Source organism: Pseudomonas sp. S4_EA_1b, from assembly GCF_016307435.1.
Lineage (GTDB): Bacteria > Pseudomonadota > Gammaproteobacteria > Pseudomonadales > Pseudomonadaceae > Aquipseudomonas > Aquipseudomonas rhodesiae.
In genome coordinates, this window is record NZ_JAEILC010000127.1 from 1 (window position 1) to 13,903 (window position 13,903).

Sequence of the window (13,903 nt, forward strand, 5' to 3'; positions counted from 1 at the left end):
AGATGACCGTGGAATCCGCAATTCACCACGTTTTTCACGTTTGCCCCTTCGATCTCGGCAATACGGGCGATGATGTTTTGGTAGGTCACGTCTGCGGGTTCACCGATCACTAACACGTGCGCTCCAGATGCCTTTGCTGCCGCAATACCGTGGGGGTTGTCCTCGAGGATGAGCGTCTCATCCGGAGAAACACCAAGCATCTCCATCGCTTTCAGATAGATGTCGGGGGCCGGCTTGGCTTGGGCAACGTCTTCGTTCGAAAGCTGCAGGTCCAGGTATTGGCTCAGATGAGCTTTGTCCATCATCAGGTTCACGGTCGCACGGATAGAGTTAGATGCAACCGCGAGCTTCATGCCGTGGCGGGTCTTCAACATCGACAGGGCGTACTGATGGTTGAAGGTAGGGCGACACATCAGGGTTACCGTGTCGGCTGTGTACGCTTGCTTCATTTCGTTGATGAATCGATGGAGTGCCTGCGGCAACCCTTTCTCTGCGGTCAGCATGTGCAGCTTTTTCGCAGTCGGAAGGCCATCGTAAGACGTGAGGTGCTCATGGCGAGAAATGTTGTACCCAAACAGCGCGAGCGCACGGTTTAGGGTTTCGTAGTGCCAGTCGCGAGCGTCAATAAGCACTCCGTCCATATCGGAGATAACTGCTTTGATGGCCATCGTTCAGTTCCTGTAGCTGGAGAGTTGTTCGGGTAGGTCGGTGCAGATCATCAGCTTCTCGGCGTCCTGGATTTCCTGGATCTGCTGCCACAGAGCCAATGGCGGCCGAGAGTGAAGTTCTGGGGAGACGATGCAGACTCGCTTGCCTGAATCGAGGAGAGAGGTGATCTGGTCATTGGAGTACCATTCGCCTTCAAAACCATCGAGCCAGACGCCCGTAGAGCGGTCCAGCCATGCAGGCTGCTGCTCCACTTCGGACATGCGTGTGTAGGTGGAAATGCCCAACTCGAGATAGCTGCGCATGTCCGGTACCGCCATGTCGAAGACGAACCAGTTGGTGTGGCCACGGTCCTCGAACTTAGCCTTTAAGGCATGGGCGAGGCCGTCTGCTTTCACGTTTATGGCCAAGGGCAGATTCCTGCCTGACATGATGTCAAGCAGGTCGTCCAGGGTGAGCTCGTCCCCCGAGGGCATGTCGTGCGAGATCACCAGTTTTCCTGCAATGTCACGGACGTCTGTTTCAGTGCCCAGGCCTAGGTCGAAAGACCGCTTGAAGGCGACTGCCTGGTTTCGCTCGCACTTTTCCTTCCAGTAACCGCGGTGGCTAATGATCTGCATGATCAGGCTGCCTTCGCCGAAGTAGCGCGATGGCTCACTGGCAGTGACAGGAACAGGTTCAGGTCGGCTGGAATGCCGAGGCCATACATACCATTGCCTTCAGAACCAATGCTGTAATGGATGACCTTGCCCTGGGCACCGATGATTTCGTTGTATGCCGGAGCGACGTAGAACTCGCCGTTCACACGAAGCTCCTTTGCAAGCATGGTTTCCATCGCGGAAACCATCTGTTTGCCGGAGCGGAAGTTGTAGATGCCGACGGTGGCTTCGTCCGATATCACTTCCTTCTCGACCACGTTGTTGACCAGGCCTTGTTCGTCGAAACCTACAAACGACCATTTGGGGTCATCTGCTTTCATGGTCATGATGAGGCCGTCGGCGCCGGCGTCGTCCATAGCCTGCAGGTAGTCGTTGATGTCGAGATCGCAGTACTGATCAGAGTTGACGATCATTGTTGGGTGATCGTTGTCGATCAGATGTTTGGCTTTGAGCACCGTGCAGGCTGCACCCTCTGTCAGGTCATCAATTTCGACGATCTCGCAGCCGGGAGCCCATGAGGAGAGTTTTTCTCGGAGACCATACTGGGCGACGTGCTTGGCCTGGCAGATGAAGATGAACTTGTGGTCTCGCTCCGGGGTGTTGTTGTCGATAACAACTTTGATCATGGGTACGCCATGCACCGGGATTAGCGGCTTCGGGTCTTGATAACCGGCATTTGCGAAGCGGCTACCTGCGCCGGCCATGGGAACGATGATTTGCAGCACTTAACTACTCCTTGAAGTGACGATGAAGAGGGAAGGGACTGAAGATCTACAGGTGGCCCTGATCCACGACCCGACCTTTCTCCAGCGTCAGGAAGCGCTGGCAGAAGTGCCTTGCTTGGTCATGGGAGTGAGTTACAAGCACCAGGGCCATGCCTTCGTCCTGCATGTCGCGAATGCGCTGGAAGCACTTCCCCTGAAACTCGGCGTCGCCGACGGCAAGAACCTCGTCTGCGAGCAGGGTTTGCGGATCCACATGAACGGCGACTGAGAACCCCAGCCGCATGTACATGCCCGACGAATAGTTCTTCACCGGCGTATCGATGAAGTCGCCCAGTCCAGAGAAGTCGACGATGCGGTTGAAGCGAGCTCGAGTCTCTTTGTTCTTCAGGCCGTAGAGGCTCGCGTTCAGATAGATGTTTTCAGCGCCGGTGAGCTCGTGGTGAAAACCAACGCCAAGTTCAATCAAAGGTGCGATTCGGCCTGTGCTCTGAACGCTTCCGGACGAAGGTTTCAGGATGCCGCTGGCCAGCTGCAGTAACGTGCTCTTGCCGGACCCGTTATGGCCGATTAACGCCAGTGACTCGCCCTTGGAGAGGGTGAAGCTGACGTCTGAAACGGCGTGGAATTTTTCTTTCCGCTCCCGGTATCTGGGATTGAACATCCCCACCAGTTTCTGCTTCAAGCCGCCCCGGTTATGTCGAAGCACGAACTGCTTGCTGAGCCCGTCGGCCCTGAGAACTACCTGACTCATAGATGCTCCACTACGCTGTCAGCCTTCTTGAAGACTGCGAGGCCTGTTGCCAGTGCGCCCAGGCCGAGAGTGATGCAAAGCAGCAGTTGAAAAGGCTCAGGCGCGACCCCCTGATGGAGGATCGAAGAGAAGGCATTGAAGAAGGGAGCAACCGGGTTGTAAGCGACGATGTTCCGTACTTCAGCGGGTAGGCTTGTCGTTACCCAAACGATCGGCGTGAACCAGAAGAGCAGGGGGACAAAAACATCAACCAAGTGTTTGATGTCTCGATGAGCAACCTGAAGAACGCTTAGGGCGAGGCCCGTACCAACCACCAGCGCGATAAATGAGGCCAGGACAATTGGGTACCAAATCAGGGCCTGTGTTACGACGCCCCCAAGAAGAGGGAAAAGTGCCCAGTAGACTGCCAAGGCAACTGTCCAGAAAACGCCTACGGTGAGGGCGCCAGAGACAGGCAGGAGCAACCGAGGAAAATGGAGCTTCTGGATCAGGGTGTGATTGTTGATCAACCACTCGCAGCTCTGAGTGATGATCTGCTGCAGAAGCATCCAGTGCACCACGCCCGTGACCAGGTGAAGAGCAAACCTGTCCTGCCCGCTAGGCAGGATGAAGGTGAAGACCGCGTAGTAGGTGAGGGTGACTACAAGAGGGTTGCCAAGGGACCAGGCAAAGCCCAGCACGGCTCCCATGTAACGAACCTTGATTTCCTTGGCGACCAGGTTGCGAACCAAATCGCTCCAGCCGAGAATTCCTCGAGCATGACCTACTGACATAGATGTACCGCCTAAGCGGGTCCTTTGTGCGTGATGGGTAATGCAGGCGGTCTTAGCCGCCTACCGATCTCGCACTACCTTCGCATCAAATTGGATCCAGAAAGGTCCAGTCCGACCCTGTTGTGGGGTCGAACAACGTCCTGCTTTTTCTCATTTGAATCCAGTTTTGGGATGTCGACGAAGGCACTTCGTCCCTATCCAGACTTGGAATGTCCGATCTGCGGGAAAGTTGGACGGTGGCTTGAAGTGCCCAGGAAGAGGGGCGGATTACGTGCTCTCTTTCAATATGGTTCACGACAATAGTCACTGTGTTTGAACCATTTGAAACTGGAGAAGCTGATGGGCACGATCAACCAAATTGACGCGAGCAAACCGCTTGCTTTCTATCCCACCGTACAGGGAAAGATCGACGATCCAGTCATGGTCGATTTAGCTAAAAGGCTTAACAACGCCAACCTCCTGAAGTGCGAGTATCCCATAGAGGGGATCGAGTTCGCCGTGAGCGAAGGTGAGGTAGTTCAGAGGGTTCTGGATTGGCTTAAGGGCCATTCACGATGGAAGGAGGCGATTGAACATACCCTCCAGTGCCTGGCAGAGGACAAGGATGGGCGCCCCTTTCTAACTGCCTTCATGGGCATCGATGAGTTCACTGAGTTGGCTGTCGATCTAGCTGGGAGTGGAATTCTTCCAGGGATTCAAGAAGCCGTCGCCCACTGGCGAGAAATGGGAGCTACCTCGTGTAACTTTGAGGGCTACCGACTTCAGCCATCCAGCTCCGATTGCCGTTCTTCGTAAAAGAGAGGTCTTTTGAGGGTGTTAGCCGTCAGTAACTTCCTATTATCGATCTGCAGTCATGCATGGCTCGTGCTGACGTTTAAGCATCGTGGCGAGGGGCTATCCACTTTGTCTGCTGGGGCCCGGTTGGCCTTGGTGATCTTGGCGGGTGTGATCATAGGTCTCTGCACCTATTTTGCCCCTGGTGATGGGCGAGCGACTGCTGCGCTGATGGCAGTTGTTCACTTTGGGATTTTCTCTGCGCTAATGGGGCATGGGGAAGACGGGGCGCCACGCCAAGCGATGTTTGCGGTCCTGATGGTGGTTACAGAGCCGTTAGGGCTGTCATTTCGGTGGGCACCAGGTCTCTACTTCATGGATCAGATATTGACCGTATGGGTGCTGGTTGCTGGAGTCACTTTCATTATGAGGTCAGCGGACAAGTCGCCCTCCCGCTGACATAGGGCGGCTGCAGATGGATTGCAATCACTCCTCCCAGGCGGTGAGTTCGGCCAGGCCCTCGGCAAAGAGAGTGGCTCCGCCATTGGCAGGATGACGCACTGCTCCGGCTGCATTCACTCCGGCGGCAGCCAAAAGTCCTTCTGCTTTTTTTCCAATTGCCACCCACCGGGCGAGGGGGAATGCTTCCTGCAGAATTCGAATCGCAGCGTGGCCGAGCTCGAGTTCTGCTGGCGTAGGCGTCCTGTTGGACTTCGGCTCCCCAGCTCTAAAGGGGTGCAACTGCAGTGCGTTCCAAAGAACGGTGTTCTCGGCCAAACCCAGCTTGTAGAGGTTCTTCCATACGATGGTGGCGCTCGGTTCGGAATACGGCAGCCAACGATCCGTAAGACGGCCAGGTGCCGCATCTACGCGTGGTATCGCACCATCGATCAGTAGCTTCTCACTACTGAAAGCAACGCCTGAGTAGCGAGCTCCCTGATAGCCAGGGGCCTCCCCAACCAAGATGAGACTCGCGGTGCATGATAGGTGCTGGGCTAGCCTGGTAAGGCGTTCCTCCGGCCCGTTTAGTTGGCTGTCATGCACGCATCTGTCGGTCCAGGGATTGAAAAGGCGATCGCTCCCGCGGGGCAGGGTTTTGACTAGGGCAGATGCTAGTTCCATGTTCATGGGGCGATTTGCTCCATCGCTAGATCTGTCTTCAGCAGCTGTTCAGATTTCATGTACGCCCCATTGCATGTCGCCGACCGGATAGACCCCGTCAGCCCTGATCTCGATAGCCGTATATTGGGTCTCTTCATCACCGGCCAGGGATAGCTGGATAGCCGTGCTAATTGCTGACTCCAGGCTTGAGCCCGCGGTACCGGGCACAATCGACCAAACTTCCCCATCGTCAATGCCTTTGAGGGCCACTGCATGCACAGGGCTCACTTTTGGAAGCCGGCCAATTTCGATCTCACTTGGCTGTTTACCTGTTGGTTCAGGCTGCAGCCAGGGACCGTAATAGCGCTTGGAGAGGGGTTCATGCCATAGGGTGTCGCCATGGTCGATGCATCGAGTCATGTGTTTTACAGGGCAGTACCAGACCCACGCCCCAGGGAATTCAGCCCAATACCAGGCCTTCGGTTGGGTCCGCATTTCGTTGCAGCTATGCCAGTCCATTGGTTGGCCAGAGTTCGGCGGTACGCTCATTTTCAGTATCTCCAATCGTATGTCACGACGGTACCGTTAATCCCCAAGAGCGCAACGATCGATGGCACGGCGCTCTGGAGGTAGGCGGTCACTTGAAGAGCGAACCTTGCTTCGAATGGCGACTTGTAACTCTTCGATGTTCGCGATGGAGGAAGGGGGAGCCTTAAGGGCCCTGATCTCGTCTGCCTGGGCGTTACAGAGCTTCACCAGCCGCTCCTTCTCGCGAATAGCCTGATTGATGGTCCTTTTCACTTTGTCAGGATCGTCGATCCTGGCCATGACCCTCACTAACATCCAGGTTTCTCTTGCCAGGTTCCTTTGGTGCTTCCAGGGCTCGCTAGCTTTTGCAAACGTTCCGCTATTCTTCGATAGCGCCACTGGACCAAGTTTCGGCTCTATCCTTCCTCGCTGGTCCACCCAGAGAAGCCCCCATCGTTCAGGAACCTCGTCTGGGGAAATCAGCCCGGCCGGGCACATGTAGTAGCGGAAAAGCCCGATTCCGTTACCAGCCTCTCTGTGGGGTTTCCTGGCATCCGCGAGGAAATCGCCCCTCGATACCTTTACCTCGACCAGTACGGTTTCGGTTTCATCGGTGACTGCTCGAAACCCGATTGCATCAGGCATTTCACCGGTATCTCCGGAGCGGCATTCCGTAAGCGCGACATGGCACCCATGCCCCTGCTTGCTGTTGGGCCGAAGCAGCCATTTTCTAGCCACCTCACAGAGGGCTGCATGAGTGAGCCTATTCACCACCACCCCTAGCGTGCCGAGGCGATAAGGCTGTCAATTCCGCGGCCTTGGTTGAGGACGAGATCGCGCCTGATACGGCGGCAGAGATTGACTACATCCGACAGGTTCTTCAGTTTCAGCTCAGCTACCGTGCTTATCAGGTGGCGAACATCGTTGCCTGGTGTCCGGGATGTACAAAGCTCGATGCTGGCGGTTCGGCTACGCATATCTGTGTCGGGGCTCGGGATCTCCAGCGATAGGTCAAAGCGACGCAAGATAGCCTTGTCGACGAGCTGCTGGCTGTTAGTGGCTGCGACAAAAAGGCAGTGAGCTGGGAGCTGATCCAACGAGATCAAGAGTTGGTTTGTTACGCGGCGCATTTCTGTGACATCTCGAGCCCCATCACGTGCGATCGCGACGCCATCGAACTCGTCCAGAAAAAGCACGCACGGCGCCGTGGCCGCGTATTCGAACAACTTATCGATATTCTTGCCGGTACCACCCATATAGCTGTCTACTAGACCGCTGTATTTTGCACGAAGGAAAGGCAGCTCAAGCTCGCTTGCCAGCGCTTCGGCCAGCATCGTTTTCCCGTTGCCTGGCTCACCATGAAGCAGTACCCGATGTCGGGGTTGCAGATCGTAAGCGGCTAGCTCTTCGCTTCGTAGCGTCTCTGCGATAAGGCCCGATATCTCTTCTTCTACATGTGGGCTGAGAACCACATTCTTGAGTGCAAGTTGCGGCTGTTCGAGAACAACGAGATCCTTCGGGACGGTGAGCAACGCAGAGGGTTTCAGAGTTGATACTCGGAGTAGCTTCGTCAGCTGCTTGTGGACAACGGGGTGCGCCACTTCGGTCGCATCGAGGAGTGACAGGCAAATTTCCCGAGCCTTTTCGTCCTGCCTCCAGGCGTAAGCTTCCAGAAGTTTGGGGATTGTCCGAATGATCGAGCTATCCCCCATTTTCCGGCTGCGCTTTTGCTCTACAGGGGAAAGCTCGTTGGGGATTTCGGCTATCTGGTTCATGGTCGTACCTAAAGATGCTGAGTAGAAGTGATTTTCACGGATGGCTAGTGGAACTAGGGGGCAATTCGCCCCGGTGCAGGTGCTCGACGTTTCGTTGTCTAGGCGTTGGGCACGTGGGCTGGCCAATTGCAGTCGAATGGGGTTTCTTCAAGCCGGCCGGCAGAAGGGCAGAACATGTCCCTCTGCGACTGTGTGTGGTTGACTGCGGCCGAAAGCCTGGGAAGGGTGTTTGCGAAGCGTGTAGCGCTTGTCCCGTCTATTGAGTTGGCCCCTGCAGCGGCACACAGCGCGATGCGCTTGGCGCTGTTCACTCGGCCTACATGCAGGTGGCAACATCTCCGGCGGGCCAAGGCGCCCCAAGAGTTGACGGTGGCCAGCTTCCAGTCAGTGCAACCCCCAACGAACAAGCCAACCGCCGGCGATAAGTACTCTCGAACATCATCCGGCTCCATGCCGTTTTGGACTGCGAGAAGTAGCTTCGTAGGAATCCCCTTCAGCCGTTCAAGCCAACGGAGGGAAAACTCTAGCGAAGGCATACCGCCGGCGACGATATCGGGCAGTACGATCCAGTCAGCACCCACGCCGAGCAGGTCAACGGCCTTCCCAAACGCAATTTCGTCAAACGGCTCGCCTTGGGTAAAGGCAGTCCATGCACCGTTATCCAGTGCATATCTAAAGCCCTCTGTGCGAAGCGCACCTTTGGCAGAGACGAGTAACCTCCAGCCTGCAGCGCGAAGCTCAGCAAGATTTCTCTTAGTCCCTGTTCTGCTGGCGTAAGAAACCATCGGCCCAGGTTGGTATGGAAGGCGCTCTTCTACGGACTCATCCATGTCAGCGCTTCCGTCCGTTCCGTAGTATTCGGCATAGGCCATGACGCTTTGTGCGTAGCCGTTGCGCTCTCCGCGCTGGTACGGAGCCATCCAGGCTGGTGTCTTATAGGACTCGAGGGCTTTCATGTTTGGGATCTGCAGTCAGGGTGTGGTAGGCGTTGACTCACACCTAGCTTCCCACTGATCCAAAAACTGCAACTGGTTCAGGTCTGTGAGAAAACACGTGCACTTAAGGGCGGGGAGGTAGAATTCCCGCTTGCCGTGTTCGTTCAGAAGCACAAAGGTCCTTCGTCTCAACGCCCAAAGGAAGCTGGCATGCGCCAGGAGAAAAAAGCTCGGTACAGCATCTACCCCTCTGCATTGAACAAGCTGGTGAAGCAGGCACGATCGAAAATGCCTGCAGCTATTGCTAAGCGCATGGGTGACCAAGACATCCTGAAAAGGTTGCTGGACGGTGGTGAGGCCGGGGTGGGAAGCAATACTTGGATGGTGTTGGCCGAGGAGCATTTCTGGGGCCTACAGGAGGCCGTTACACTGTTTCCGTCACATGATCTCCTCGGGAACCTTCGGACTGCCCATTTCAGGATGGACTCGTCAGCCGGCTACGAATTGCCGTTTGAAAGCTTCATCCTAGCCTTGCCGCTGGGCTTCGAAATTGGCGGAGTGGCGTTGCCAAGTCTTCTGGTTACCTGGCTTACCGACCAGGTAAGGCATGAGCATGTTTATGCCGAGCTTTGCCGGTACGCGGGGTGCGGCAGTAGAGCCTATTCAGGGCAGAAACCTGAAGAACGGTGGTTGTCGATCACCTATCGAGCGGATGAGAGTTCCTATTCTAGAACCCTCCTATGCGAGCACGATTTGCCGAGCCTCTTGAGCAGCCGAAGCCTTGATGATTTCAAGCGAGAGGTGGGCAAGTACTCCGGTGGCATTTCTCTCTCTGATACAGAAGCGGCAATCCAATACCAGGCACTGAAATTAGTCGGTGCAATTGGGGTGTACAACCTGGCCACAGATGGTGACAAGCTTGCACCTGGTTTCCCGGAAGGCTCTACTCCGAAGATTGAAGGGAAGGGGGCAGATCAAAGGCTGACAAGCTACCACCTCCAAAATGCTATTCCCGTGGTGGTGGCGGATCGGGAGGTTGCAGACTCGTACTACCGCGGCTGGTTTTTCAGACAGCTTCGAGCAGCGCGGTACTACAAGGGCGAGTATTCCCGTAGAGCTGTAGGGTCCCGATACACGCTAGTCGGCCCAGCAGTGGTGGGGCAGAGGAGCACTCCGCACGTGCTTGAGTGAGAGTGGTGTGAGGGTGTAGGAAAGACCTTCGCGCGGATGTATCATCGAGCGATCCTGCCCCGTCCTGTTATCGACGGATCTAATTTTGGGCGCAGTTTGCACTGCAACCAAGATGGTAGCTGGACCATAAGCCAGCAATCTCAACCCTAGGGAATCAAGCCCTGGGAAGGGCTCTCCAGGATTCTGGAGGCCTTTTCTCTAGTCTGCTCCCGCGCTGCTCCAGTTAGACAATGTCTTAGGGGGCTATCGCCAACCCCTGTCTTTGCGAAAGGACAGGATAAGTTCTTGAGTTGTTGCTCAAGATGTCAACCGCCTGCCGGGCATATCCCCCCGGTAGGGTGGATGTGCCTGCAAGTTCTACTTGGAGGTACAAATCATGTCTCATCAATCCGATGCTCTCTTCTGCGGTTTCGAAACCTTGGCTGCTGCTGCATCTCACCGAGCCCAGTTTGGAGGCTGGATTTTCCATGCCTTCGAGGGCCGTGCGATCTGGTTCAATCCTCGGTTTACTCCGTCGTCGATTATCGTCCACCACGCAACTGCCGGCTTGTCTGGCAAGTTGGTGTGATCATGGAAGTTGAAATCGTCACGCAGCTTCCTCAGGAGGATTGTGGGCTTCAGCACTCGATAGTCCGCTTTCATAACGGCAACATTGACTCTAAGCGAAAGGACAAATCCCGGTTCTTCCGTCGTGAGCCGCTTATCATCCGAAATCCAGAAAATGGTGCTCGGGTTTTGCGCTATGCGATGGGAAACCCAGGGACGTTGTCCATCGTGAAGAAAGGCATCGCTGTCGACTACGATGCAGTGGACGTTCTCGGCGTTCGCTTCAATCGGGAGGTAAAGCTGGAGGTTCGAAGGGCCTCCAGTTTTGAAATCTACCGTTGGTTCTGGCAGCACCCTGATATGGGAATCCGGCTATCCATCCGCCTGGGTGTGATGGGAGGTGTTCTAGGGGTGATGGGGTTCCTAGTAGGCATTATGGGAGTTGCACCCTTGCTGCTGGGTTAAACCGCCTGCAGGTAGAACTGAAAAGCCCGGCTTCGGCCGGGCTTTTTTAATGGTGTGCCCGCGTTAGGCTTTAGTTTTACTACCACCCCTGAGCAATGCAGGGTCGAATGCGTCTTCTGGTACATCTACTCCCCACCACTCCCTGACTTTTTCTCTGAAAAGTTCCCAGTCGGCAAGGCTGGGCATGCCATGAGTGCATAGCCGGCACTGTGGGGATCCCTCCATCATCTCGGTGATCGTGTTGTGCAGGTCAACCCCCATCCGCCCAAACCGCCCAACCGTAGATCCGTCGCTGCAGTGGATCCAAACGGCAGAGTTGTTGTCGGCGATCTGCAGTGAGTAAGAGACTCGTTCTTCATGCCCCATTACACGTGGTCCTGTTCTAGCGCAGCCCGTGTATCACGGCCTGCGTGTCTGTCTTTCCGTTTCCTTCCCAGGTTCAACGGCGCCTTTCTTTTTTAGCTTCTCGTCGAGGGCTATTTCCCTTTCAGCGATATCGGCCAGCAGCTGGTCCAGTTTTGTGCGGGTGTCCTTCGAGAGCCGCTTGTAGCCAGGATCCTGGGTGATGGATTTAGCGGCCTCATAAAGGCTGCTAGCCTGGCGCTTAACCAGCTTTTGCAGAGCCGCACCGGGTAGATAACTACTGGTGACGCGGCTTTTACCGGAGGCCTTGGCGGATGTGAGCCCCTGCCTGAGAATTTCTACAGCTTTCCCGCGGTGTTTGCGCATCATCTCGACTGCAAAGGTGGCCGCCACTTCGCCGTTTTGCACCATGGTGATAATCGACAGCGGGGCGGAAACCAACTCCAGCAACATGTTCACATAGGCTTCGCCAAAGGCAAGTCGCTCAGCGATCTGTGCTTCCTTCCAGCCATAGCTAAACAGGCGCTTGCAGACTAGCGCCGTCTCGTAAGTAGTCAGTGGCTTCCCAGTGTTGTTGGTCACTAGGCCGGCGACCAGGTCCTGAAGAGAAGTGCCTTTTGAGGGGAGCGCGATGCAGGGGATCTGTTTGATCTCTGCACCTTCTTCAATTGCAATTTTGACGGCGGCCAGGCGGCAGTGACCGTCGGTGACAACCAAGCGGCTTTCGCCGCCTTCTTCCAGGACTATGACCTCAAGTGGTTTAGAGGCCTTGAAGCCCTCGGCCTTCATCTTGTTTGCGAGGTCGCGGATATGCTCCTGGAGAGCCTTGTCCTTGATTCGGACATTAAGGCCTTCTAGAACATGGAGCTTCTCGATGTCCTCTGTGCTGATCATCCAGAGGTCGCGAGACTTGACTCCCTCCATGGCACTCTTGATGCCTCCGAGCAAAAGATCGAAATTGAACTCTGCAGGGGGGATGGCGGACTGCTTGAGGATCACTTCCTGGTTGCTCATCGTGAGTCTCCATCAGGAAATCGTGTAGGTAGGCTTCTAGCCTGCGAGGGATGCCCTTCGGACGTCTACAGAAAAGCGGAATGACGAGGCTATTCCGCAGCCTGGTATGGCGACCAGAGCAGACGAGGCTAACCGAGCTGCGCGCTGATCTCAATGATGCAGCGCGCCGCTGGTAGTGTCAGTTATCAGGGGATGGTGTCGCCGGAGAGTGTGCTTCCTGGTCAGGGAGCAAGCATTGATCTACTTGACGTGGGTCTGCTTTGTAAAGAGAACCAAAATCTCGTCGCCTAGGGCTAGCCCTGGAAGACCATTCATGCGGGTGGAGCTTTCCACCAGAGTTACCGGGGCCTCGATTCGCTCAATGCCGTCGCAGCTAATAACTCCGACAGAGGCATAGTGCCGTTTCGACTTGGCGTCCCACGTCAGAGGAAAGCCTACAGCGCATTTGCCCTTAATGAGCTCTGCACTTACAGATGCCTGGACCTGTTCAAAGATGCTTTGGGTTGATGTGGCGGGAAGGAACTCGCCGATCAGCGTGTCCCCGATGTGGTTCACCTTCACCGTGAGTACGACCCCCGGAAGTATCGTTACATCAGGTTTGTTCGGGTGATCGCAGCCGGCAAGCATTGCAGTCGATAGTAGTAGCGTGGAAAGGGTTTTGAATTTCAATCTTTGATCCTCTATTGCGGGCTAGCGTGCCAGGAAGGCATGGGGAAGTTCGCCCAGTGGGTCGGCTGGTAGTCATCATCGATGAGTAATTCACTGCAAGCCCAAGTGCCTTTCTCGCTCAGGTATAGCGAGTCGTTACAGCTCCCCCAGAACCATTCGCCTCCATCCTCACCGCGGCCGCCAAGCCAAGGCTCTCTACCTGGCTCGAAAAGCCAAACTGGCTGCCCCACTGCAGGCAGGCGCTCGTCAACAGGGATTCGAATCATTTGCTCGCTTGGGAGCTGTAGATCAGGAGTTGATGTGGTCATGTCTCTCGCCTGGCTACCGGCACCGTTTTCGGCGGTTCTTGGCTTTTTCACCCTTCGACCGGATTGCAGGCTGAAAGGGATCCTTCTTTCGCTTTTCGTTTTGGGTAACGAAGGAGTTTCTTAGCTCAATGATGCTTTGGAAGACCATCGACGTCAGGCCTCGAGTTGATATGGGTTGGCTGCTTGGGGCTTCAGAAATCAATTGAATGGCTCTGGAGCCCGTTCTCTAACGGGAAGGCGCAAGGGACGTCCAGCGTCGCGAGTCTGATCGGAGGACGGACAAACACGCGAAGGCGTGGCGTCAGGGTTTGCAGACTTAGTCCAGCGACATCGATTCTGGATTCATCGTCAGGCATGAAGGGGGAATCCTGCAGCAAGGAGATCATGACGTCGTACTTTCGGGCCCGAAGCATGAAAAATCTCAGGGCATGCACTTGAGACTCCGACAGGGAATCGGTCTCTTTCCCGTCGAGCTTTTGCAGGACCTGCCGCGGGTAGAAATTTCGCTTTTTCATGTAGCTTTTCCGTCTTGCCGTAGCGCCCTTGCGATCTCTCGGAACATCTCACGGCGAGCGCCATGCTCTAGCCCCGAAAGAGCGTTGACGATCTCTTTGAAATCACTTTCTGGAGACGTGGTGCCTGAATCGCCCCGGGTTTCGT

At 55.5% G+C, this 13,903-nt stretch carries 17 protein-coding genes; 4 read left to right on the forward strand and 13 right to left on the reverse strand.

Annotated features, from left to right (window positions below; all coding sequences use genetic code 11):
• The 5 genes from YA0848_RS30895 to YA0848_RS30915 form a co-directional block, all read right to left on the reverse strand.
• Nucleotides 1-668: HAD family hydrolase (locus YA0848_RS30895; protein ID WP_198731485.1), on the reverse strand; the 668-nt coding region annotated here is incomplete at its 3' end.
• Nucleotides 669-671: 3 nt separating this feature from the next.
• Nucleotides 672-1,286: a phosphodiesterase gene (locus YA0848_RS30900; RefSeq protein ID WP_065085885.1), complete on the reverse strand. Its 615-nt coding sequence runs from the start codon at nucleotides 1,284-1,286 to the stop codon at nucleotides 672-674.
• A 2-nt stretch (nucleotides 1,287-1,288) separates the two neighbouring features.
• Nucleotides 1,289-2,050 carry a glycosyltransferase family 2 protein gene (locus tag YA0848_RS30905; RefSeq protein ID WP_065085884.1) on the reverse strand — a complete coding sequence of 254 codons (762 nt, stop codon included), beginning with the start codon at nucleotides 2,048-2,050 and terminating at the stop codon, nucleotides 1,289-1,291.
• Between the two features lie 46 nt (nucleotides 2,051-2,096).
• Nucleotides 2,097-2,801, reverse strand: coding sequence for an ABC transporter ATP-binding protein (locus YA0848_RS30910; protein ID WP_065085883.1), 705 nt, complete (start codon nucleotides 2,799-2,801; stop codon nucleotides 2,097-2,099).
• Nucleotides 2,798-3,574 carry an ABC transporter permease gene (locus tag YA0848_RS30915; RefSeq protein ID WP_065085882.1) on the reverse strand — a complete coding sequence of 259 codons (777 nt, stop codon included), beginning with the start codon at nucleotides 3,572-3,574 and terminating at the stop codon, nucleotides 2,798-2,800. Before YA0848_RS30915 ends, YA0848_RS30910 begins: the two co-directional genes overlap by 4 nt.
• Nucleotides 3,575-3,913: 339 nt before the next feature.
• Between YA0848_RS30915 and YA0848_RS30920 the strand changes: the two genes are divergently transcribed.
• On the forward strand, nucleotides 3,914-4,369 hold the full coding sequence (locus YA0848_RS30920) for a hypothetical protein (protein ID WP_065085881.1): 456 nt from the start codon (nucleotides 3,914-3,916) through the stop codon (nucleotides 4,367-4,369).
• Between the two features lie 465 nt (nucleotides 4,370-4,834).
• Here the strand turns inward: YA0848_RS30920 and YA0848_RS30925 are convergent, their stop codons facing one another.
• The 5 genes from YA0848_RS30925 to YA0848_RS30945 form a co-directional block, all read right to left on the reverse strand.
• Nucleotides 4,835-5,476 (reverse strand): uracil-DNA glycosylase, encoded by a 642-nt coding sequence (locus YA0848_RS30925; protein ID WP_065085879.1) that lies wholly within the window; start codon nucleotides 5,474-5,476, stop codon nucleotides 4,835-4,837.
• Between the two features lie 42 nt (nucleotides 5,477-5,518).
• Nucleotides 5,519-5,998: a hypothetical protein gene (locus YA0848_RS30930; protein WP_141678522.1), complete on the reverse strand. Its 480-nt coding sequence runs from the start codon at nucleotides 5,996-5,998 to the stop codon at nucleotides 5,519-5,521.
• Between the two features lie 36 nt (nucleotides 5,999-6,034).
• The gene (locus YA0848_RS30935) at nucleotides 6,035-6,622 is read right to left on the reverse strand and encodes a hypothetical protein (RefSeq protein ID WP_065085877.1); all 588 of its coding nucleotides are present in this window, start codon (nucleotides 6,620-6,622) and stop codon (nucleotides 6,035-6,037) included.
• A 134-nt stretch (nucleotides 6,623-6,756) separates the two neighbouring features.
• Nucleotides 6,757-7,752, reverse strand: coding sequence for an AAA family ATPase (locus YA0848_RS30940; protein ID WP_065085876.1), 996 nt, complete (start codon nucleotides 7,750-7,752; stop codon nucleotides 6,757-6,759).
• Nucleotides 7,753-7,850: 98 nt separating this feature from the next.
• Nucleotides 7,851-8,708, reverse strand: coding sequence for a hypothetical protein (locus YA0848_RS30945; RefSeq protein WP_083196214.1), 858 nt, complete (start codon nucleotides 8,706-8,708; stop codon nucleotides 7,851-7,853).
• Between the two features lie 189 nt (nucleotides 8,709-8,897).
• Here YA0848_RS30945 and YA0848_RS30950 point away from each other — a divergent pair, with 189 nt between their 5' ends.
• The 3 genes from YA0848_RS30950 to YA0848_RS30960 all read left to right on the forward strand — a co-directional run bounded on the left by YA0848_RS30950 (nucleotide 8,898) and on the right by YA0848_RS30960 (nucleotide 10,889).
• On the forward strand, nucleotides 8,898-9,878 hold the full coding sequence (locus tag YA0848_RS30950) for a hypothetical protein (RefSeq protein WP_065085874.1): 981 nt from the start codon (nucleotides 8,898-8,900) through the stop codon (nucleotides 9,876-9,878).
• Between the two features lie 376 nt (nucleotides 9,879-10,254).
• The gene (locus tag YA0848_RS30955; protein WP_141678521.1) at nucleotides 10,255-10,446 is read left to right on the forward strand and encodes a hypothetical protein; all 192 of its coding nucleotides are present in this window, start codon (nucleotides 10,255-10,257) and stop codon (nucleotides 10,444-10,446) included.
• 2 nt (nucleotides 10,447-10,448) lie between these two features.
• Nucleotides 10,449-10,889 (forward strand): hypothetical protein, encoded by a 441-nt coding sequence (locus YA0848_RS30960; RefSeq protein ID WP_065085940.1) that lies wholly within the window; start codon nucleotides 10,449-10,451, stop codon nucleotides 10,887-10,889.
• Between the two features lie 399 nt (nucleotides 10,890-11,288).
• On the opposite strand, the gene YA0848_RS30965 is transcribed toward YA0848_RS30960, so the two are convergent.
• The 3 genes from YA0848_RS30965 to YA0848_RS30975 all read right to left on the reverse strand — a co-directional run bounded on the left by YA0848_RS30965 (nucleotide 11,289) and on the right by YA0848_RS30975 (nucleotide 13,758).
• Nucleotides 11,289-12,266: a ParB/RepB/Spo0J family partition protein gene (locus YA0848_RS30965; RefSeq protein ID WP_065085873.1), complete on the reverse strand. Its 978-nt coding sequence runs from the start codon at nucleotides 12,264-12,266 to the stop codon at nucleotides 11,289-11,291.
• A 240-nt stretch (nucleotides 12,267-12,506) separates the two neighbouring features.
• Nucleotides 12,507-12,935 carry a hypothetical protein gene (locus tag YA0848_RS30970; protein ID WP_065327866.1) on the reverse strand — a complete coding sequence of 143 codons (429 nt, stop codon included), beginning with the start codon at nucleotides 12,933-12,935 and terminating at the stop codon, nucleotides 12,507-12,509.
• A 499-nt stretch (nucleotides 12,936-13,434) separates the two neighbouring features.
• Nucleotides 13,435-13,758 carry a hypothetical protein gene (locus YA0848_RS30975; protein WP_065085871.1) on the reverse strand — a complete coding sequence of 108 codons (324 nt, stop codon included), beginning with the start codon at nucleotides 13,756-13,758 and terminating at the stop codon, nucleotides 13,435-13,437.
• Nucleotides 13,759-13,903: the final 145 nt, after the last annotated feature.

Bases quoted from the DNA above. Each gene is read 5' to 3' on its own strand.
- YA0848_RS30930 (WP_141678522.1), bottom strand. From the start codon at position 5,998: ATGAGCGTACCGCCGAACTCTGGCCAACCAATGGACTGGCATAGCTGC.
- YA0848_RS30910 (WP_065085883.1), bottom strand. From the start codon at position 2,801: ATGAGTCAGGTAGTTCTCAGGGCCGACGGGCTCAGCAAGCAGTTCGTG.
- YA0848_RS30925 (WP_065085879.1), bottom strand. From the start codon at position 5,476: ATGAACATGGAACTAGCATCTGCCCTAGTCAAAACCCTGCCCCGCGGG.
- YA0848_RS30945 (WP_083196214.1), bottom strand. From the start codon at position 8,708: ATGAAAGCCCTCGAGTCCTATAAGACACCAGCCTGGATGGCTCCGTAC.
- YA0848_RS30955 (WP_141678521.1), top strand. From the start codon at position 10,255: ATGTCTCATCAATCCGATGCTCTCTTCTGCGGTTTCGAAACCTTGGCT.
- YA0848_RS30935 (WP_065085877.1), bottom strand. From the start codon at position 6,622: ATGCCTGATGCAATCGGGTTTCGAGCAGTCACCGATGAAACCGAAACC.
- YA0848_RS30960 (WP_065085940.1), top strand. From the start codon at position 10,449: ATGGAAGTTGAAATCGTCACGCAGCTTCCTCAGGAGGATTGTGGGCTT.
- YA0848_RS30915 (WP_065085882.1), bottom strand. From the start codon at position 3,574: ATGTCAGTAGGTCATGCTCGAGGAATTCTCGGCTGGAGCGATTTGGTT.
- YA0848_RS30965 (WP_065085873.1), bottom strand. From the start codon at position 12,266: ATGAGCAACCAGGAAGTGATCCTCAAGCAGTCCGCCATCCCCCCTGCA.
- YA0848_RS30975 (WP_065085871.1), bottom strand. From the start codon at position 13,758: ATGAAAAAGCGAAATTTCTACCCGCGGCAGGTCCTGCAAAAGCTCGAC.
- YA0848_RS30940 (WP_065085876.1), bottom strand. From the start codon at position 7,752: ATGAACCAGATAGCCGAAATCCCCAACGAGCTTTCCCCTGTAGAGCAA.
- YA0848_RS30900 (WP_065085885.1), bottom strand. From the start codon at position 1,286: ATGCAGATCATTAGCCACCGCGGTTACTGGAAGGAAAAGTGCGAGCGA.
- YA0848_RS30920 (WP_065085881.1), top strand. From the start codon at position 3,914: ATGGGCACGATCAACCAAATTGACGCGAGCAAACCGCTTGCTTTCTAT.
- YA0848_RS30950 (WP_065085874.1), top strand. From the start codon at position 8,898: ATGCGCCAGGAGAAAAAAGCTCGGTACAGCATCTACCCCTCTGCATTG.